Here is a 19,523-nt window from a genome sequence, read left to right on the forward strand (position 1 = left end):
GCCGGTTGGCACAACAGTCCATCTGGTCTGTAGCGTCCGGCCGGTGAGTGTCATCGACGGCCCTGGCCGCCTGACCGGCGGCCCCCGCGAGTGGACCGGTCTCGTGGTCCTCGTCCTCGTCGTGCTCCTGTTGGCGATCGACGGCACGGTGCTCTACCTCGCTGTGCCGTCGTTGACCGAGGACCTGGCGCCAAGCGCGAATCAGGTCCTGTGGATCGGTGACATCTACGCCTTCGTGCTGGCCGGGCTGCTGATCACCATGGGCAACGTGGCGGACCGGATCGGCCGCAAGCGCCTGCTGCTGATCGGTACGGCGTGCTTCGGCGTGGCCTCGGTGCTGGCCGCCTTCGCGCCCAGCGCCGAGGCACTCATCGCGGCGCGGGCGCTGCTGGGTGTGGCCGGATCGACCCTGATGCCCTCGACGCTGTCGATGGTGCGGGCGATGTTCCCCGAGGCGCGCCAGCGCGCCAAGGCGATCGCGCTGTGGACCGCCGGTGCCACGGCCGGGGCCGCGCTGGGGCCGCTGGTCGGCGGCGCCCTGCTGGAGCACTTCTGGTGGGGCTCGGTGTTCCTCATCAACGTGCCGGTGATGGTGGTCGCCTTCGCCGCGGGCTGGTTCCTGCTCGATGAGTCCAAGGGCGAGACGGCCGGGCGGATCGATCTGCTCTCCTCGGTGATGTCGGTCGGCACGATCGTCCCGGTCGTCTTCGCGGTCAAGCGCTTCGTCACCGACGGGCTCGAGGTCCCGGCCGTGGCGGCACTCGTGGTGGGCGCGGTCGTGGGCTGGCTGTTCGCACGCCGCCAGCGTGGTCTCGACGTCCCGTTGCTGGACGTCTCGCTGTTCAAGGTCCCGGCCTTCGCCGGCGCCCTCGCGGCGAACGTCCTGGCCATCTTCGGCTTCCTCGGACTGCTCTTCTTCCTCTCCCAGTACCTGCAGATGGTGCGCGGGTACGGTCCGCTCAAGGCCGGCTGGGCGGAGATGCCGGGAACGCTCGCCTCGATGGTCGTCGTCGCACTCGTCGGGGTCGCGCTGGCCAGGCTCGGCGCCGGCCGATCGATCGGCGCCGGGCTGTTCGTGGCCTCGCTCGGGCTCGCGGTCACCGGGCTCGCGACCGGGTGGAGCGGCTACTGGGGCATCGGCGCCGGGTTGGCGCTGCTCGGACTCGGGGCAGGCCTGGCGATGGCGCTGTCGGTGAACGCCGTCGTCGGCGCGGTCCCGCCCCAGCGCGCCGGGGCCGCCTCCGCGGTCGCCGAGACCGGCTACGAGCTCGGCGGGGCCTTCGGCATCGCAATCCTCGGCTCGTTGCAGACGCTGTTCTACCGCTCGTCGCTCGAGCTGCCGGCCGACTCCAGCGCCCTCGACCGGGCAGCAGCCGAGGAGTCGCTTGCCTCGGCCGTCTACGGCAGCGAGGATCCCGGCGTGATCAGCGCGGCCCAGGACGCCTTCGCAGCGGCGATGCAGTCGACCTCGTTCCTGGCAGCCGCCATCCTGCTCGTGGCTGCCGTCGTCGCGTGGCGGCTCATCCCGTCGGAGCGCCAGCCCGGGGGAGCGGTCCTTGTCGAGCACTGAGCGCACGCGCGACGCCGACCGGACCCGCCGCGCCATCCTCGACGCCTTCGGCCGCATGCTCGAGGAGCGGGGCTCCAACGTCAGCCTCGCCGACGTCGCCCGGGCTGCCGGCGTCACCAAGAGCGGGCTGATGCACCACTTCCGCAGCCGCGACGACCTCGTCGCTGCGTTCGTGGACCACGGGATCGAGATGTTCTGGTCCGAGGTGCAGGCGCTGGTCGACCACTCTGAGAGCCGGCCGGGCCAGTTCACCCGGGCCTACGTCCGCGCCATGACCGGCGACTCGGCGCACATCACCCGATGGGCGAGCGCCACCAGCCTGATCGCCCACCTGGGATCCCAGGCGACGATCGAGCACCTCGAGCGGATCGCACCTCACGACGCCGCCCGGCTCGACGCCGCCTTCGCCGCCGACGGGCTGCCGGTCGAGCGGACGCTGCTCATCCGCCTCGCCGCCGACGGTGCCGCGCTGTCGTGGGGTACGCCGTACCTGGACGCCGAGCGGCTGGCGTCGTTGCGGGCGCAGCTGTTCGCCCTCAGCGAGGCCACGGAAGGCACGGCCGACGCGACGAAAGAATCGTGATACAGGTCACACCATTTCTGGGAGCCATTGCCCATAACAACGCTTACGCTCTCGTCAGGCGACGCTCTCTCCGCCGTGTGGACCCCACATCCGCGCGCGGCACGCCCCCGGGAGCCGCCGGCGACGGCGCCCCGTTCCCGCCCACCCCCAGCGGCGAGGAGCGGGGTGCCGTTCAGCATCGGGGCTTACGCTCGAAGAGCGGTGCTTGCTGGGAGCCGAGGCCTGGCCACGGGCCCCACACAACCGTGCCGGGCTGTCCCCCTGAGGTTCGCCGGCCGCCGCAGCGCCCCGTCCGCCTCGGCGGGCGGGGCGCCCTCAGGTCCGCGTGCTCAGGTCCGGGTCAGCAGGAACGGCGTGCCGCCGGTCCGGCGCAGGCCGGGCAGGTCGACGAACGTCATGCCCAGGATCGTGCCGTCGGGCAGTACCCGCAGCTCATCGCGCACCCACGGCCACGGCCGCGGCGACTCCTTGGGATAGGTCACCACCAGCGCCGGCAGGTCGTCGGCCAGCGACACCCCGAGCTGCACCTGCATCGGCAGCGTCTCGACGAGCTCCCCAGTGGAGCCACCAGTGGAGTGGCCGGGGGAGCGCAGCAGGTTCACGCCGGTGACGCTCGCGCCCTCACGGCGGAACCGCTTGCCGTACCAGCGCGGCAGGCCGATCAGCCCCAGCCCGCGCGGCGCGACGGTGCGCAGCGGAGCCACGAACGACGCGCGCAGGTCGCCGACGACCTCCTCGGGGGCCGGCGGGACCAGGCCGGACCAGGCGCGGCGCAGGGAAAGGACGGTGTAGGTCATCAGACCTCCTCGAGGCTGAGGCGGCTGGCAGGGCGGGCGTCGATCGGCTCCCGGCGCACGGCGTCCCCGGCCGCGGCGGGGAAGCGGGCGGCGAACCGCTCGGCGAGCGCGGTGATGGTCAGCGACGGGTTCACCCCCAGGTTGGCGGGGATGACGCTGGCGTCCATCACGTAGAGGCCGGGGTGGCCGTGCACCTCGTGGTCGGCGTCGACGACGCCGGTGGCGGCGTCGGGGCCCATCACGGCGCCGCCGAGGATGTGCGCGGTGACCGACAGCCCGCCGACGGACTCGCCGAGCAGGTTCAGCGGCCGCCCGCCCGAGGCCTCGGCGAAGGCCCGGGTCACCGCGTTGGCCACGGGCAGGTAGCTCGGCGGCCGGACCCCCTCGGTGAGCCGGGAGCGCAGCACCCGGCGCCAGGGCCGCACCGGGGAGCGGCGCAGGTCCAACGCCAGCTCGCTGTCGTGGTGCTGCATGGTGGTCAGCACGGTGAGACGGCGCAGGAACCCGCGGGCGCCGACCAGCCGGGCCTGCGCGTCGGGCCGGGCCAGGATCCGGCCCAGCGTGCGCCGAGCCCGGCGCCCGGGACGCTCGTCGTCGACCAGGGGGCCGAGCTGCAGCCGCATGTGCCAGCCGCCGATGTAGCGGTTCTGGGTGGTGTGGGTGCGCTCGTCGGGATGGAAGTCGCTGGAGATCGTCGGTCCGCGGGACAGGTCGGCGCCGGGCGGCTGCAGGATCGCGGTCAGCGCCTCGGAGTTGGTGCGCACCCCACGGCCCAGCAGCGGCGAGACGTGCGGCAGCGTGCCGAGCTCGTCGCGGCAGCGGTGCAGCAGCTCGACGGTGCCGAGCACGCCGGCGGCCAGCACCACCTTGCGGGCGCGGACCTCCTGCTCGCCCGCACCGCGTCGCCATGGGTGCCGGGTGCGCAGCAGGTAGCCGCCGTCGGGCAGCGGCGCGATGCTGTGCACCTCCTGCTCGGCGCGGATCTCGGCGCCGTACCGCTCGGCGAGGTGCAGGTAGTTGCGGGTCAGCTGGTTCTTGGACCCGTAGGGGCAGCCCAGCAGGCACTCCCCGCACAGCCGGCACCCGGTGCGCTCGGGCCCCTCGCCGCCGAAGAACGGGTCGGGCTCGCGCACGCCCTCGCGGCCGAAGTGGATCGCCAGCGGCACCGGGCCGTACGTCGACTCCGCTCCCATGCTGCGCGCAGCCGCCTCGAGGTGCTCGTCCATCGGCCCGCGGTGCGGGCTCCTCACCCGGCCCAGCATCCGACCGGCGCGGGCGAGGTGGGGCGCCAGCTCGGCGCGCCAGTCCACCCCGAGGCGCCGCATCGCGGGGGCTGTGTAGAAGTCCTCGCCGGGCTCCAGCAGCACCCCGGCCCACACGATCGAGCCGCCGCCGACGCCGGTGCCGCCGATGATCGCCATGTGCCGGAAGATGCGCTGCCAGAAGAAGCCGCGCATGCCGGCCGCGGGTGCCCACAGGTAGCCGCGCGGGTCGCGGCGGGCCTTCAGCAGGTCGTCGTCGCTGAGCCGGCGGCCCTTCTCCAGCACGAGCACCTGGTGTCCGGCCTCGGTCAGGCGCAGCGCGCTGGCGGCGCCGCCGAAGCCGCTGCCGACCACGACGACATCCGCGTCGAAACCGTCAGCACGGGTGCGTGGGTGGGTCATGGCGCGGAAGGCTAGTGCGCACCTCCGCGTGGCCGCCCAGGAAGGGTGGTCCCGGTCACGCTCGGCGCGCGGCGCGCGGCGTACGGCCCGTCCAACGCCGGTAGGCCACCACGAAGCTCGACGCCTCGGCGTACCCCAGTCGGTGCGCGACCTCGTCCAGGTGCAGCCGCCGGTCGGCCAGCAGCTCCTCGGCGGCGGCGGCACGCACGTCGTCCAGCAGCGCCCGGTAGGTGGTCCCGGCCTCGGTGAGGCGGCGGCGCAGCGACCGCTCGCTCAACCCCAGCGCGCTGGCCACCTGGTCCATGGGCGCACCGTCCTCGAGGCGCTGAGCGATGAGGATCCGCGCGTGCTCGGTGATCCCGTGCCGGCTGCGCCGCGGCGAGACCAGCTCGCGGCACATCTGCTCGGCGAACGCGAAGGCATGTGCGTTGGCCTGCGGCAGCGGCCGGGCGAACCAGGAGGCGTCCAGGCCGATCCAGGCGCGGGCACCGCCGGGCTCCCAGGCGGGCGCGACCCCGAACGCGGCCCGGTGCTCCCCGACGTCCGGGGCGGGGTCGAAGGGCAGCACCACGCGCTCGGCCCGGGGCTCGCCGCCGGCGATCTCGCGGAACACCGTCCAGATGGCCGCCAGGTCCCGCTCGACCAGGAAGCGTCGTACGTCGGCGGGCACGCCGCGGTCGTCGACGGCGATCCGCACCCGCTCGCCGTCGAGCACCGCCGAGGGCGTGGTGAAGGAGAAGCTGAGGTCCAGGAAGCGCAGCGTCAGGTTCGCCGCGTCCGCCAGCGTGGGGCTGCTCATCAGCGCGAACCCCAGCGGGCCGAAGGTGGAGGCGTGGTAGCGGGCACCGACCCGGATGCCGGTCATCCGCGGCACGCCTGCGATCAGGTTGCGCACCACCCGCAGCTCCTGGTCGGCGGTGACCTCGCGCTGGTGGTCGGCGAGGTCCTTGACCGTCAGCCCGCTGCCGAGCAGCAGTCGGTCGCCCGGGACTCCGGCCTCGACCCCGACCTGCACGAGCAGCGCGGTGCCGGCCGCCTGGCGGGGGAAGTCCCAGTCCCGGGTCACGGCCGGCTCGAAGGCCACCGGCATCGAGCCCGGTCCGGGCGACGTCGTCGTCATGGCCGGAATTATGGATCGCCTGGCCGCGCGTCGCTGGTGCCGGGGTCGGCGAGTTCCTAGTTTGTCCGCTATGAAGCAGACCACAGCACCGTCGGTGATCATCATCGGCGCCGGGTTCGGCGGCCTGGCCACCGCGCACCACCTGCGCACCGCGGGCGTCCGCGACATCACCATCCTCGAGCGGGCCGACGACGTCGGCGGCGTGTGGCGCGACAACACCTACCCGGGGGCGGCCTGCGACGTGCCGTCGGTGCTGTACTCCTGGTCGTTCGCGCCCAAGCACGACTGGAGCCACCGCTACGCCCGGCAGGGCGAGATCCACCGCTACATCCGTGAGCACGCGCAGAGCAGCGGCCTGCTCGACCTGGTGCGCACCAACGCCGAGGTCGCCGGCGCCGACTGGGACGCCGACACCGCGCAGTGGGTGGTCCGCCTCGCCGACGGCGAGGAGCTGCGCAGCGACGTGCTGATCTCCGCGGTCGGCCAGCTCTCGCGGCCCGCGATCCCCAAGATCCCCGGGCTGGAGAGCTTCACCGGCCCGTCCTTCCACTCCGCGACGTGGGACCACGACGTCGACCTGACGGGCAAGCGGGTCGGTGTCATCGGCACCGGCGCTTCGGCGATCCAGTTCGTGCCGGCCATCGCGCCGAAGGTCGGGGAGATGACGGTCTTCCAGCGCTCCGCGCCGTACGTCGTCCCGAAGCCGGACGGCACCTACTCCGCCCGTTCGCTGCGCCGCTTCGCTCGCTTCCCGCAGATGCACGGCGTGACCCGCAAGGCGGTCTTCCACCTCACCGAGCAGCTGAACAAGACCCTCGACGACAACGGCCGGCTCGCCGACCTGCTCACCAAGGCCTGGCAGGCGCACCTGCGGCTGCAGATCAAGGACCCGGCGCTGCGGGCCAAGCTGGTCCCCGACTACGACCTGGGCTGCAAGCGGCTGCTGTTCTCCAACGACTGGTACCCGGCGCTGGCGCGCGAGAACGTCGACGTCGTCACCGACTCCATCACCGCGGTGGAGCCGGGCGGGATCCGCACCGCCGACGGCACGCTGCACGAGGTCGACGTGCTGATCCACGGCACCGGTTTCGCAGCCACCGAGTTCCTCGCCCCGATGCGGATCACCGGCCCGGGCGGTGCGGACCTGCACGAGTACTGGGCCGAGGGCGGCACCCGGGCGCACCTGGGCATCTCGGTGCCGAAGTTCCCCAACTTCTTCATCCTCTACGGCCCCAACACCAACCTCGGCGGCAGCTCGATCTTGGGCATGCTCGAGGCGCAGGCCGGCTACATCAGCCAGGCCGTGCGGCAGATCGGGCAGACCGGGGAGCCGATCGCCGTCCGCGAGCAGCCGGCCAGGGCGTACGACGACGAGATCCAGTCCCGCCTCGCCTCCAGCGTGTGGACCACCTGCGCCAGCTGGTACCGCGAGGCCAGCGGCCGGATCAGCACCAACTGGCCCGGCACGGTCGCGGAGTACCAGCGCCGCACCTCCCGCTTCGACGCCGCCGAGTTCGAGCAGGTGGGCGCCGTCGGCACCGGCGACCCGGCAGCGACGGCGGCCCGGTGACCCACTACGACGTCGTCGTCGTCGGCTCGGGCTTCGGCGGCAGCGTCACCGCGCTGCGCCTGTCGGAGAAGGGCTACAAGGTCGGCGTGCTGGAGGCCGGTCGCCGCTTCGCCGACGACGAGCTGCCGACCACGTCGTGGAAGCTGCGCGACTACGTGTTCAACCCCGTGCTCGGCTGCTACGGCCTGCTGCGGATGGCGCTGCTCAAGGACGTCGTCGTGCTCTCCGGCGCCGGTGTGGGCGGCGGGTCGCTGGTCTATGCCAACACCCTCTACCAGCCGCCGAAGGCCTTCTTCGACGACCCGCACTGGTCGCACGTCACCGACTGGGCCGACGAGCTCACGCCGTACTACGACCAGGCGCGGCGGATGCTCGGAGTCGCCACCTACCCGCACATGTCGCCCTCGGACCACGTGATGAAGGCGGTCGCCGAGAAGATGGGGGTCGGCGACACGTTCGGTCCCACCGACGTGGGCGTGCTGTTCGGGGCGCAGCCCGGCGAGCGGGTCGCGGACCCGTACTTCGGCGGCGCCGGTCCCGAGCGGACCACCTGCACCGACTGCGGTGCCTGCATGACCGGCTGCCGGGTGGGGGCGAAGAACACCACGGTGAAGAACTACCTCTACCTGGCCGAGAAGGCCGGCGCCGAGGTGCACCCGCTGACCACGGTCGTCGACGTGCGCCCCCGCCCCGGCGGTGGGTACGACGTCCGCACCCGCCGCACCAACGGCAAGCTGCGTCAGGACCGGCAGACGTTCACCGCCGACCAGGTGGTGTTCTCCGCCGCCGCGCTGGGCACGCAGCGGCTGCTGCACCGGCTCAAGGACCGGGGCAGCCTGCCCCGGATCTCGCCACGGCTGGGCGCGCTGACCCGCACCAACTCCGAGGCGATCATCTCGGTGCGCGCCCGCGGCAGCGACGTCGACTACTCCCGCGGGGTGGCGATCACGTCGTCCATCCACGTCGACGAGCACACCCACGTCGAGCCCGTGCGCTACGGCCGCGGCAGCAACCTGCTCGGCCTGATGCAGGCGATCCTCACCGACATGCCGACCGGACGCACGTCGCGCCTGGCGGCCGGGGGGGGACAGATGTGGCGCCACCGCCGCGACCTGGTGAAGCTGCACGACCCCCGGCACTGGTCGGAGGAGAGCATCGTGCTGCTGGTCATGCAGAGCCTCGACAACTCGCTGAGCACCTACCTCAAGCGGCGCCCCTGGGGCAAGGTGCTCACCACCCGGCAGGGCATCGGGGAGGCCAACCCGGTGTGGATCCCGCAGGCGCACCAGACGGCGCGCGCCGTCGGCGAGGAGATGGACGGCATCCCGGGCGGCACGTGGGCCGACCTGGTGAACATCCCGATGACGGGCCACCTGGTCGGCGGCTGCCCGATCGGCACGACCGCGGAGAAGGGCGTCATCGACCCCTACCACCGGCTGCACGGTTACGCGGGCCTGCACGTCATCGACGGCTCCGCGGTCGCAGCCAACCTGGGAGTCAACCCCTCACTGACCATCACCGCGATGTCGGAGCGTGCGGTGGCGATGTGGCCGAACAAGGGGGAGCCCGATCCGCGGCCCGCACCGGGCGAGGAGTACCGACGCATCGCGCCGGTGGCACCGCGGAGCCCCGCCGTGCCACCGTCCGCACCGGCCGCCTACCGGCTGCCCGTGGTCGGGGTCAGCTGAAGCCGCCTGGCGAGCATCGGCCAGCGCAAGGGCGGGCGTCGAGGTCCCACGGCAGGAGGGAGGCCGTGGGACCATGACGCCATGGCCGACCCGACCGACCACGCCCCGCGCCCCGACGTCGCCGCCGAGGTCGTCGACCTGTGCCGGGACCTGATCCGGATCGACACCTCCAACTACGGCGACACCGAGGGCCCCGGGGAGCGCAAGGCCGCCGAGCACGTGGCCGCGCTGCTCGACGAGGTCGGCATCACCGCCGAGGTGATCGAGACCGCACCCGGGCGGGCGAACGTGCTCGCCCGCTGGGGCGGCGAGCCGCGCGGCGGCGCCCCGCGCGAGGACGCGATGCTGGTCCACGGCCACCTCGACGTCGTACCGGCGGCTGCCGAGGACTGGCAGGTGCACCCGTTCTCGGGCGAGGTCCGCGACGGCTACGTGTGGGGCCGCGGCGCCGTCGACATGAAGGACTTCGACGCGATGCTGCTCTCGGTGGTCCGGGCCCGCCAACGCGCCGGCCGGGTGCCGCAGCGGCCCGTCGTGCTGTGCTTCACCGCCGACGAGGAGGCCGGTGGGCACCAGGGCGCGGAGGTGCTGGTGCGCGAGCACCGGGAGTGGTTCGAGGGCTGCACCGAGGCGATCGGCGAGGTCGGTGGCTTCAGCACCACCGTGCGCGGACGCCGGCTCTACCTCATCGAGGCGGCCGAGAAGGGGATGGCCTGGATGCGGCTGACCGCGCGCGGCACCGCCGGGCACGGCTCGATGATCAACCGTGACAACGCCGTCACCCGCCTCGCCGGCGCGGTGGCCCGGATCGGGGCGCAGGAGTGGCCCGTGCAGCTGACCCCCGCGATGCAGACCCTGCTCGCGGCCGTCGCGGAGCTCGCCGGCACCGAGGCCACCCCCGAGAACGCCGAGGCGCTGGTCGAGGAGTTCGGGGGAGCGGCGCGGATGATCGGCGCCACCCTGCGCAACTCGGTCAACCCGACCATGCTGGGGGCCGGCTACAAGGTCAACGTCATCCCCTCCGAGGCCACCGCGCACCTCGACGGCCGCTTCCTGCCCGGCTACGAGGACGAGTTCTTCGCGACCCTGGCGGAACTGGCCGGCGACGGCGTCGACATCGAGTTCCTCTCCCGCCAGGCCCCCTGGGAGACGCCGTACGACGGGGCGCTGGTCGATGCGATGACCGCCAGCCTGCTGGCCGAGGACCCCGACGCACTCGTCGCGCCGTACCTGATGGGTGCGGGCACCGACGCCAAGCACTTCACCAAGCTCGGCATGCGCACCTATGGCTTCGCCCCGCTGCGGCTGCCCGACGACCTGGACTTCACCGCGCTGTTCCACGGCGTGGACGAGCGCGTGCCCGTCGACGCCCTGCAGTTCGGTGCCCGGGTCCTCGACGGGTTCCTGGACCGGGTCTGAGGTGCGTCGCCGCTCAGGCCGTGTCAGGCGGTGCGCACCGCGCGGATGATCTTGCGGCGCAGCACCACCCGACGCTTGCCGTCGGGGCCGATCTGCACCCGGTCCAGCTCCCAGCCACCGTGCTCGGCGCGCTCCACGAGCAGCCGGGTGACCATGTTGCGGGAGAAGTCGCGCTCGAAGGTGACCCGGTCGAACTCCCACTCCACCCCGCGGCCCAGGCCACGCATGATCCGGGGGCGCACGAGGTGGTGGCTCATCTCGCCGATCCCGACACGTCGTCCAGGGCCGCCCTGATCTCCGGGGGCAGCACCTTCGCCTCCGCGCCGAGCGCGGCCTTGAGCTGGGCCCCGGTGCGGGCGCCGAGGATGGGGGCCGTGACGCCGGGGGCGTCGCGCACCCAGCTCAGCGCCACCTCGAGCGGGCTCCAGCCCAGACCCTCCGCGGCACGCACCACAGATTCCACGATGCCACGGCTGTCGTCGTCGAGGTAGGCCTCGACGACCGACGCCCGGTCGGAGGCGCCGCGCGAGGACGCCGGGATGCCGGTGCGGTACTTGCCGGTCAGCACGCCCTTGCCGAGCGGGGAGTAGGGCAGCACCCCGAGCCCCAGCGCCTCCGCGGCGGGCAGCACCTCACGCTCGATGCGCCGGTTGACCAGCGAGTACTCCATCTGGGTGCTCGCGATCGGCGTGCGGCCGGGCACGGCGCGCTGCCAGGTGGCGGCCTGCGCGGTCTGCCAACCGGTGTAGTTGGAGATGCCGACGTAGCGGGCGCGCCCGGAAGACACGGCGGCGTCGAGCGCACCGAGCGTCTCCTCCAGCGGCGTGCCCGAGTCCCACACGTGCACCTGCCACAGGTCGACGTGGTCGGTGCCCAAACGGCGCAGAGAGGTGTCCAGGCCGCGCAGCAGGGCGCCGCGGGAGGCGTCGTACACCCACTCGCCGCGGCGCTCGCCGAAGCCGGCCTTGGTCGCGAGCACCACGTCCTCACGCGGCACGACGTCACCCAGCAGGCTGCCGAGCAGCTCCTCGGAGGCGCCGTCGCCGTAGGCCAGGGCGGTGTCGAGCAGCGTTCCCCCGGCGTCGAGGAACGCGACGAGCTGCTCGCGGGCCTCGTGCTCGTCGGTGGTCGTGCCCCACGTCATCAGGCCGAGACCGAACCTGGAGACCTGCAGCCCGGTGCTGCCGACGTACCGCTGTTGCATGCGGACAAGGTAGTCCCACCCGTGACCTCGCCCACGCGGGGCACGCCGGGACCCCGCACAGCGACTCCGAACCCTAGGATGCGGCGTTGTGGTGGACTTCCTGCAAGCGGTGTTCCTCGGCGTGCTCCAGGGACTGACCGAGTTCCTCCCGATCTCCAGCAGTGCCCACCTGCGGATCTTCCCCGAGCTGTTCGGGTGGGGCGACCCGGGTGCGGCGTTCACCGCGGTGGTGCAGATCGGCACCGAGCTCGCCGTGCTGATCTACTTCCGCAAGGACATCTGGCGCATCGCCAAGGCGTGGGTGCTCTCGCTGTTCAAGCCGGAGTACCGCGGAGCGGTGGACGCCCGGATGGGCTGGTACATCATCGTCGGCTCGCTGCCGATCGTCGTGCTCGGCGTGCTGCTCAAGGACGTCATCGAGAAGGACTTCCGCAACCTGTGGGTGATCGGCACGATGCTGATCGTCCTCGGCGTGATCCTCGGCGTGGCCGACCGGATCGGCCGCACCGACCGGCAGATCAAGCAGATGTCGCTGCGCCACGCCCTGGCCATGGGCGGCGCGCAGGCCCTGGCGCTGATCCCCGGCGTCTCCCGCTCCGGCGCCACCATCTCGATGGGCCGCCTGCTGGGCTACGAGCGCGAGGCCGCCACCCGGTTCGCGTTCCTGCTCGCCATCCCCGCCGTCGTGGGCGCCGGGCTGTTCCAGCTCAAGGAGATCCCCGACGGGGACAACCTGTACTCCTGGGGCCCCACGATCGCCGCGACCGTGGTCTCCTTCGTCGTCGGCTACGCCGCGATCGCCTGGCTGCTGCGCTACGTCAGCACCAAGTCCTTCACCCCGTTCGTGGTGTACCGGATCGTGCTCGGTGCCGGCGTGCTCATCCTGCTCGGCTTCGGTGTGCTCAACCCCTGACCCCACGCGCTCCGACCAGGGCCCTACAGCCAGCCGGAGCGCTTGAAGAGCACCAGCAGGCCGACGACGCTGCCCACCATCAGCAGCAGCGAGAACGGGTAGCCGTACGTCCACCCGAGCAGCGGCATGTGCTCGAAGTTCATGCCGTAGATCCCGGCGATCAGGGTCGGTACGACGATCAGCGCACCTCCGGCGGAGATCTTGCGCATGTCGTCGTTCTGCTGCACACCCACCCGGGACAGGTGGGCATCGAAGGCGCTCGACAACAGGCCGTCGAGCCCCTCCAGCGCCTCCGCGGCCTGGTGGAGGTGGTCGCTGACGTCGCGGAAGTACGGAACCGTCGCCTCATCGATCTGTTCGACGGTGCCCTCGGCGAAGTGCCGGACCGGGTCGCGCAGCGGCACGATCGCGCGGCGCGCCTCAGACAGCTCCCGCTTGAGCACGTAGATCCGCTCCGCGTCACGGCTGCGGTTCTCGGAGAAGACCGACGCCTCGATCTCGTCCACGTCGATCTGCAGGTCGGCGACCACGGCGGTGTAGCCGTCCACCACGTCGTCGCACACGGCGTAGAGCACCGCGGAGGGGCCGTGACCCAGCACCGTGGTGCGGTGCTCGAGGGTCCGGCGCACCCCCGTCAGCGAGGCGCCCTCGCCGTGGCGGACGGTGATCACGAAGCCGGGACCGAGGAAGATGCTGATCTCGCCGGTCTCCACAGCATCGTCGGAGTCCACGTACCACAGCGTGCGGAGGACGAGGAACAAGGTGGAGCCGTAGGTCTCGAGCTTGGGGCGCTGGTGGGCGACGGCGGCGTCCTCGACGGCCAGCGGGTGCAGGTCGAAGGCCGCGGCCACGTCGTGGAGCTCGGCGTCGTCGGGCGCGTAGAGCCCCAGCCACACGAAGTCGCCCGGCTCGGTGGCGGCCGCCCGCATGGCGGCGTAGTCGTGCGGGCCACACTCGAGCTCCAGGCGCTGACCGGCCCGGTAGACACCGCTCTGGATGATCACGCCGTCCAGGCTAGGCCCTCTAGGCTCGCGGCCATGGCCACCTTGCTGCTGCTGCGCCACGGACGCACCACCGCCAACGCGTCCGGCGTCCTGGCCGGGCGCACCTCCGGCGTCCGGCTCGACGACCTCGGCACCACCCAGGTCGAACGCGCCGGCCGGCGTATCGCGGGCGTCGCGATCGCCCGGCTCGTCACCAGCCCGCAGGAGCGGTGCCGCCAGACCGCGGCCGCGGTCGCCGCCGCACAGAAGGAGGCCGGACGCCCCAAGCCCCGCGCCGTCGTCGAGCGCGGCCTGGCCGAGTGCGACTACGGCGAGTGGCAGGGCCAGCAGATCAAGGTGCTGGCCAAGGAGCCGCTGTGGCGCACCGTGCAGGCCCAACCCTCCGCGGTGACCTTCCCCGGCGGCGAGGCGATGACCACGATGCAGCACCGCGCGGTCTCCGCCGTACGACGCCTCGACGCCGCGATCACCGCCGAGCACGGTGCCGACGCCGTCTGGGTGGCGGTCAGCCACGGCGACATCATCAAGGCGGTCCTCGCCGACGCGCTCGGGCTGCACCTCGACCTGTTCCAGCGGATCAACGTCGACCCCGCGTCGATCTCGGTGGTGCGCTACGGCGCCGACCGGCCCTACGTGCTGGCCTCCAACACCCACGACGGCGACCTGTCCTGGCTCGCGCCCCGGCCTGCGGACAAGGCCGCACCGGGCGCCGACGGTGAGCCTGACGGCGAGGCAGACTCCGGGGCCGGCAGCGATCCGGGGGCGGTCGTCGGCGGCGGCGCCGGACCGGCTCGCTAGGGTCGTGGACATGCCGATCGTCCACGCCTTCGACCCGCCCGAGCGCTTCGTCGCCGGCACCGTCGGCGAGCCCGGGGCCCGCACGTTCTTCCTGCAGGCCACCGAGGGCGCCCGCGTGGTGTCGGTGGCGCTGGAGAAGCAGCAGGTGGCCGCGCTCGCCGAGCGGGTCGACGAGCTGCTCGACGAGGTCATCGCCGACGGCAGCTCGCGCACCGTGGTGCCCGCGGTCGCCCCGGTCGACCTGATCGACGACGCGCCGCTGACGCTGCCGATCACCGAGGAGTTCCGGGCCGGCACCATGACGCTGTCGTGGGACCCCGAGGACGAGCGGGTGGTGATCGAGGTCTTCCCCGTCGGGGCCGAGCCGATCGAGCTCGCCGACGGCGAGGAGGCCGAGGAGCTGCTGCTGGTGCGCCTGGAGCCGGGCCAGGCCCGGGCGTTCGTGCAGCGCGCCGAGTCGGTGATCGGCGCCGGCCGCCCTTCGTGCCCGTTCTGCGGCCAGCCCATCGACCCCGACGGGCACCTGTGCGTGCGCGCCAACGGCTTCAAGCGTCGCGACCCCTGAGCATCGACAGGGACCCGGGAGCGCCGTGTCGCAGCTGAGCATCAAGGGCCGGATCATGCCGGCCTCCAACGCCACCTTCCTCGCCGAGCTCGACGGCGTCGAGGTGGTCTACAAGCCGGTCGCCGGCGAGCGGCCGCTGTGGGACTTCCCCGACGGCTCGCTGGCGCACCGCGAGATCGCCGCGCACCTGGTCTCCGCCGCCTCCGGGTGGGACCTGGTGCCCCGCACCTGGTGGGCCGAGGGGCCGCACGGGCCGGGCATGGTGCAGGAGTGGCAGGAGGTCGACCCGGAGACCGAGGCCGTCACCCTGGTGCCCGCCGGCGAGGTGCCCGAGGGGTGGCTGGCGGTGTTCGAGGGTCTCGACGAGCGTGAGCGCGCGGTGCTGCTGGTGCACGAGGACACCGCCGCGCTGCGCCGCATGGCCGTCTTCGACGTCGTCATCAACAACGCCGACCGCAAGGGCGGCCACGTGCTTGCGATGAGCGACGGCCGGCGGCTCGCCGTGGACCACGGCGTCTCCTTCCACCACGAGCCCAAGCTGCGCACCGTGCTGTGGGGCTGGGCCGGCACGGCGCTGAGCGACGAGGAGACCACGGTGCTCACCGGCCTGCTGGACGCGGTGGCCGGGGAGCTGGGGGAGGAGCTGGGCTTCCACCTCGCCGAGCACGAGATCGAGGCGCTGGAGCGTCGTACTCGACGGCTGCTGGCCCAGGGGCGCCTTCCCGGCCCCAGCGGGCACGGGCCGGCCATCCCGTGGCCGCCGTTCTGAACCGAGCAACTAGCATCACGGCCATGCGCGCTTGGAACGCACCGGGCTTCCCGGTCCTGCCCCTCACCGGTCCTCCGGTCGTCCTCCACGACACCGCCACGGGGGAGAAGGTCGAGACCCGGCCCGAGGGTCCGGCGCGCCTCTACGTCTGCGGCATCACGCCGTACGACGCCACCCACATCGGGCACGCCAACACCTACGTCGCGTTCGACCTGCTCAACCGTGCCTGGCGCAACGCGGGCCACGACGTGCGCTACGTGCAGAACGTCACCGACGTCGACGACCCGCTGCTTGAGCGCGCCGAGAAGGTCAAGGTCGACTGGGTCGAGCTCGCCGAGCGGGAGACCGAGCTGTTCCGCCACGACATGGAGGCGCTGCGGGTCCTGCCGCCGGTCGAGTACGTCGGCGCGGTGGAGTCGATCCCGCTGGTCATCGAGCTGCTGCAGCGCCTCGACGCCGCCGGTGTGCTCTACCGGGTCGAGAGCGACGTGTACTTCTCCGTCGACGCCGACCCGGCCTTCGGTGAGGAGTCCAACCTCGACCGCGACACGATGCTGGCGCTCTTCGCCGAGCGCGGCGGGGACCCGGAGCGCGAGGGCAAGAAGAACCCGCTCGACTGCGTCGTGTGGCTCGGTGAGCGGGAGGGCGAGCCGTCGTGGGACAGCCCGTTCGGCAAGGGCCGCCCCGGCTGGCACGTGGAGTGCGCCGCGATCGCGCTGACCCACCTCGGCGCCGCCTTCGACGTCCAGGGCGGCGGCAGCGACCTGATCTTCCCGCACCACGAGATGTGCGCCGGCCACGTGCAGGTCGCCACCGGCGATCGGTTCGCCCGGGCCTACAGCCACGCCGGGATGGTGGCCTACGACGGCACGAAGATGTCGAAGTCGCTGGGCAACCTGGTCTTCGTCTCCGCGCTGCGCAACGCCGACATCGACCCGATGGGCATCCGGCTGGCGCTGCTGCGCCACCATTACCGCAGCGACTGGGAGTGGACCGACGAGCAGCTGTGGGCCGCCGTCGACACCGTCGCCGACTGGCGCCGCGCCCTCGCCCTGGGCGCCGGCGCGCCGGCCGCCCCGGTGGTGAGCGAGGTGCTGGCCGCCCTGGCCGACGACCTCGACGCGCCCCGTGCGGTGGCCGCCGTCGACGCCTGGGTGCGCGCCACGCTGGGCACCGACGGACTGGCCGACACCAGCGACCCCGACGCCGCAGCGACCCTGCTGCCCGTGCTGGACGCCGCCCTCGGCATCAGCCTCTGACCTCCGACGCCAGTCCCCTCCACCTCGGCCTGGGCTGATCCTGGCCGGGCGTCGTCGCGCGGTAGTCCCTGACGAAAAGCACCGTTCCCGCGTGGATCTCGGTGCTTTTCGTCAGGGACTATCCCGGTGGGACGCCGGTAGGGCCCGTGCCTAGCGGCGCGCGGCCTGCGCGCGCCGCCGGATCTCCGCGACCACCGCGTCTCGTCGGACTGGGAAGGCGGCCACCTGGAACTGCACCACCTCCCGTCGATGGCGGAGCACGACCATGCCGTCGCGCTCCTCGCTCGACCGGACCCAGCGGATCTGGTCCCAGTCCAGCTCCAGGCGTTGGAACCAACCTTGGTAGACGAACCTGTCGCCGAGCTCCAAGGTCATCCACGGCAATCGACCGCAGGCCATCCGCCAGATCAGCGGTACGGCACTGAGAGCGACGAAGGCGAGGATCAGCGTGCCGCCCCACGTGGTGGCACGGTCGGTGCCATGCATCGACCACTCGTCCAGGGTGGCCCACACAGCAGTGACGGACAGCAGCGGGCAGAGCAGGAGCACGATGCGCAGTGGCACCTCGACCAGGACTGCGGCGCGCACCCGGTGACGGTCCTGGAACAGCGCAGGCCCCCGCCTCCGCGCCACGTGCACGAAGAGAAGGGGCGGCAGGGCGAGGAACCACATCGGGGCGACCACGGCCTGGAACCACCGGACGCCGCCCGCCACCTCCGTGATAGCGATGAACCCGGAGGCTGCGCCACAGATCAGGCACATGGCAACGCCCAGGATGACGATCGTGCGGTGACTGAGCCGCGCGCGCATCCGGTCGCTCAACCAGGTGACTACCCCCCACCAGGTTCTCACCACGGGGTCACCTTGTCCCATCCGCTCGCGATCAATCCGCCGCCGGCACTGGCCCGGCCCTTGAGCCACGTGGAGGCGTCCTCGATCTTGTCCCTCACCTCGAAGGTGTCGTACAGGTACGCGGCGGCACTCGCCACAGCGATCGAGGCGCCCACAGCGGCGAGTCCGACGGCGAAGGCGGGGGCACCCGCGAAGAGGACCGGCACCGCCGCGCCGGCTGCCATGCCACTTGCGATGACGACGGCCGGCCGCACCCAATCACCCGTGGTGATGCCCTCATGGATCCCGCCGCCGATCGCCAGGGGGAGCGACGCCTTCCTGAGGAGCGCACCCACCCGGTCGAAGAGCCGGCTCCGTCGGGTCAGATCCTCCACGTGCCGGCGGCCCTCCGGCGTCTTCGGTCGAGCCCGCTTCCGCGGGTCACCGGAGCGGCGCGAGTCCCGCAGGTACTGCGCGCGCCGATTCCGCAGCGCCTCCCCGAGCGCGTTGAGCCCGAGGCCGGCGACCTGCGTGAGGTCCGGGTAGCGCGCCTTGATGAGCTTGACCAGCCGGTCGAGGTCGTCGTCCTGCTCGGCGTCGCTCACCGCCGCCGGCAGGTTGGACTCCAGCCACTCGCGGTAGCCGGCGCGGACCGCGGCAGCCTCCTCGGCCAGGACGTCGTACAGGTCCTCCGGGTCGGTCCTCACCCCTGCGGCCGGAGCATCGATGGTCTCGCCGCGCAGCACCAGGCCGCCCTCGACCGCGCGCGTGCGCAGTGCGGCCATCGCGTCCTGCGCCCCACTCAGCGCGGCGGCGAGGTCGTCCAACGCCCGGGCGCCGCGACCGACCCGGCGCTCGTGGCTGTCGGTGCCCTCCACGAGCTCGCGGTTGTAGTCGAGATAGGCCTCACCGCCATCGCCGTGCCAGCCGTCGCGGGCCTTGCGCCGGACCTCGGCCGTGTCGTCGCTGGTGTCGTCGAGCGTGGCGCGCAGGCTGTCGCGCAGCCACGACGCCCAGGCCGTGATGTTCTCCGGCGAGCCGTCGATGCTGATGTCGATCATCGGAGCAGTCCCGCCAGGCGGCGCAAGGTCGCAGTGACGGCGTCCTCGGTCAGGACGAGCTCCTCGGCGGCGTCCCGCACCATGTGCGCGGTGCCACGGTGCACGAACGCGACGTCGGCGGCCGTGCTCGCCAACCCGTCGACGATGGCGATCACGTAGGCCTCGGCGTCACCGGCGTCGAGGTCGCTCGGGATCCGCCGGTGGAGGCTCGCCAGGTCGGTGGCCGCGAGCCCGTGGGCCTTCTCCAGCATCTCGCGCGTGGGTCGCTCGAGCCGGGTCTCCGCTGCCATCAGCCGGCGCCCAGCAGGCGTGCACGGTGCTCGGGCGGCACCGGCAGGTCGAGCACCTTGACGTCGTACGGCCGATGCTCGGCGAGCGCCGCCAGCACCTCCGCCGTGGCCAGCATCCAGGGCTGGCGCTCGCCGAGGCAGGCTCTCAGGCGGTCCAGCGCGGAGTAGCCGAGAAGCGCGACCCTGCTGTCGGCCAGCCGGAGGAGGGGCACCTCCTGGGGCGTGCCGTCTGGGGCGAGCCGGACCGGCAGATAGACCACCGGAGGGCCGGTCACGAGCTCTTCTGGAGGGTCGGCCGCAGCGGCCGGACGCTCGGTCGTGGGCTGGCAGGGGATCTGGTACGTCGTGGAGGAGCTGTCCATGCTCCGACACCTGTCCCGCTGCCGGAGGCGGAAACGACCAGGTTCGCGGCCTGTGG

The 19,523-nt window shown here is 72.7% G+C and carries 20 protein-coding genes; 10 read left to right on the top strand and 10 right to left on the bottom strand.

The annotated features are described in order from the left end of the window. The first annotated feature begins 43 nt into the window (after positions 1–43). Positions 44–1,570 carry an MFS transporter gene (locus tag KG111_RS09095; RefSeq protein WP_205290321.1) on the top strand — a complete coding sequence of 509 codons (1,527 nt, stop codon included), beginning with the start codon at positions 44–46 and terminating at the stop codon, positions 1,568–1,570. Beyond that, the gene (locus KG111_RS09100; RefSeq protein ID WP_205290322.1) at positions 1,557–2,153 is read left to right on the top strand and encodes a TetR/AcrR family transcriptional regulator; all 597 of its coding nucleotides are present in this window, start codon (positions 1,557–1,559) and stop codon (positions 2,151–2,153) included. The genes KG111_RS09095 and KG111_RS09100 overlap by 14 nt, the downstream gene beginning before the upstream one ends. A gap of 329 nt (positions 2,154–2,482) precedes the next feature. On the opposite strand, the gene KG111_RS09105 is transcribed toward KG111_RS09100, so the two are convergent. From KG111_RS09105 to KG111_RS09115, 3 genes are read right to left on the bottom strand one after another with little or no spacing between them, the layout of a single operon-like run. Beyond that, positions 2,483–2,950, bottom strand: a complete 468-nt coding sequence (locus KG111_RS09105) for a hypothetical protein (protein WP_205290323.1) — start codon at positions 2,948–2,950, stop codon at positions 2,483–2,485. Continuing rightward, positions 2,950–4,614: a GMC oxidoreductase gene (locus KG111_RS09110; RefSeq protein ID WP_205290324.1), complete on the bottom strand. Its 1,665-nt coding sequence runs from the start codon at positions 4,612–4,614 to the stop codon at positions 2,950–2,952. Before KG111_RS09110 ends, KG111_RS09105 begins: the two co-directional genes overlap by 1 nt. Before the next feature lie 55 nt (positions 4,615–4,669). Beyond that, entirely contained in the window at positions 4,670–5,734 is a 1,065-nt protein-coding gene (locus KG111_RS09115; protein WP_205290325.1) for an AraC family transcriptional regulator, read from the bottom strand. Positions 5,735–5,804: 70 nt separating this feature from the next. Between KG111_RS09115 and KG111_RS09120 the strand changes: the two genes are divergently transcribed. From KG111_RS09120 to KG111_RS09130, 3 genes are all read left to right on the top strand, one after another. Then, positions 5,805–7,304: a flavin-containing monooxygenase gene (locus KG111_RS09120; protein ID WP_205290326.1), complete on the top strand. Its 1,500-nt coding sequence runs from the start codon at positions 5,805–5,807 to the stop codon at positions 7,302–7,304. Further along, positions 7,301–8,992 (top strand): GMC family oxidoreductase N-terminal domain-containing protein, encoded by a 1,692-nt coding sequence (locus KG111_RS09125; RefSeq protein ID WP_205290327.1) that lies wholly within the window; start codon positions 7,301–7,303, stop codon positions 8,990–8,992. Before KG111_RS09120 ends, KG111_RS09125 begins: the two co-directional genes overlap by 4 nt. Positions 8,993–9,073: 81 nt before the next feature. Then, the gene (locus KG111_RS09130) at positions 9,074–10,411 is read left to right on the top strand and encodes a M20/M25/M40 family metallo-hydrolase (RefSeq protein WP_205290328.1); all 1,338 of its coding nucleotides are present in this window, start codon (positions 9,074–9,076) and stop codon (positions 10,409–10,411) included. A 23-nt stretch (positions 10,412–10,434) separates the two neighbouring features. Here the strand turns inward: KG111_RS09130 and KG111_RS09135 are convergent, their stop codons facing one another. Both KG111_RS09135 and KG111_RS09140 read right to left on the bottom strand, forming a co-directional pair. Beyond that, a complete protein-coding gene (locus KG111_RS09135; protein WP_205290463.1) occupies positions 10,435–10,668 on the bottom strand; it encodes a DUF5703 family protein in 234 nt (77 codons plus the stop codon). Next, entirely contained in the window at positions 10,665–11,615 is a 951-nt protein-coding gene (locus KG111_RS09140; protein WP_205290329.1) for an aldo/keto reductase, read from the bottom strand. The genes KG111_RS09135 and KG111_RS09140 overlap by 4 nt, the downstream gene beginning before the upstream one ends. A 91-nt stretch (positions 11,616–11,706) precedes the next feature. On the opposite strand from KG111_RS09140, the gene KG111_RS09145 reads away from it, so the two are divergent. Next, complete coding sequence (locus tag KG111_RS09145) at positions 11,707–12,528, top strand: undecaprenyl-diphosphate phosphatase (RefSeq protein WP_205290330.1); 822 nt, start codon at positions 11,707–11,709, stop codon at positions 12,526–12,528. Positions 12,529–12,551: 23 nt separating this feature from the next. Here KG111_RS09145 and corA read toward each other — a convergent pair whose 3' ends face one another. Continuing rightward, entirely contained in the window at positions 12,552–13,532 is a 981-nt protein-coding gene (gene corA, locus KG111_RS09150) for a magnesium/cobalt transporter CorA (protein ID WP_205290331.1), read from the bottom strand. Between the two features lie 33 nt (positions 13,533–13,565). Between corA and KG111_RS09155 the strand changes: the two genes are divergently transcribed. Genes KG111_RS09155 through mshC form a run of 4 tightly spaced genes read left to right on the top strand, consistent with a single transcriptional unit; the run spans position 13,566 to position 16,923 of the window. Beyond that, positions 13,566–14,330 (top strand): MSMEG_4193 family putative phosphomutase, encoded by a 765-nt coding sequence (locus KG111_RS09155; RefSeq protein ID WP_205290332.1) that lies wholly within the window; start codon positions 13,566–13,568, stop codon positions 14,328–14,330. 10 nt (positions 14,331–14,340) lie between these two features. Beyond that, a complete protein-coding gene (locus tag KG111_RS09160; protein WP_205290333.1) occupies positions 14,341–14,895 on the top strand; it encodes a DUF3090 domain-containing protein in 555 nt (184 codons plus the stop codon). A 25-nt stretch (positions 14,896–14,920) separates the two neighbouring features. Further along, the gene (locus KG111_RS09165) at positions 14,921–15,664 is read left to right on the top strand and encodes an SCO1664 family protein (protein WP_249666056.1); all 744 of its coding nucleotides are present in this window, start codon (positions 14,921–14,923) and stop codon (positions 15,662–15,664) included. Positions 15,665–15,687: 23 nt separating this feature from the next. Continuing rightward, positions 15,688–16,923, top strand: coding sequence for a cysteine--1-D-myo-inosityl 2-amino-2-deoxy-alpha-D-glucopyranoside ligase (gene mshC / locus KG111_RS09170; protein WP_205290334.1), 1,236 nt, complete (start codon positions 15,688–15,690; stop codon positions 16,921–16,923). Between the two features lie 150 nt (positions 16,924–17,073). Here the strand turns inward: mshC and KG111_RS09175 are convergent, their stop codons facing one another. The 4 genes from KG111_RS09175 to KG111_RS09190 are packed head-to-tail and all read right to left on the bottom strand — an operon-like array spanning position 17,074 to position 19,467. Beyond that, a complete protein-coding gene (locus KG111_RS09175; RefSeq protein WP_205290335.1) occupies positions 17,074–17,745 on the bottom strand; it encodes a hypothetical protein in 672 nt (223 codons plus the stop codon). A 26-nt stretch (positions 17,746–17,771) separates the two neighbouring features. After that, positions 17,772–18,815, bottom strand: coding sequence for a hypothetical protein (locus tag KG111_RS09180; protein WP_205290336.1), 1,044 nt, complete (start codon positions 18,813–18,815; stop codon positions 17,772–17,774). Further along, positions 18,812–19,105 carry a hypothetical protein gene (locus KG111_RS09185; protein ID WP_205290337.1) on the bottom strand — a complete coding sequence of 98 codons (294 nt, stop codon included), beginning with the start codon at positions 19,103–19,105 and terminating at the stop codon, positions 18,812–18,814. The genes KG111_RS09180 and KG111_RS09185 overlap by 4 nt, the downstream gene beginning before the upstream one ends. After that, complete coding sequence (locus KG111_RS09190; RefSeq protein ID WP_205290338.1) at positions 19,105–19,467, bottom strand: SAV_915 family protein; 363 nt, start codon at positions 19,465–19,467, stop codon at positions 19,105–19,107. The genes KG111_RS09185 and KG111_RS09190 overlap by 1 nt, the downstream gene beginning before the upstream one ends. Positions 19,468–19,523: the final 56 nt, after the last annotated feature.

It is taken from the genome of Nocardioides faecalis, assembly GCF_018388425.1.
Lineage (GTDB): Bacteria > Actinomycetota > Actinomycetes > Propionibacteriales > Nocardioidaceae > Nocardioides > Nocardioides faecalis.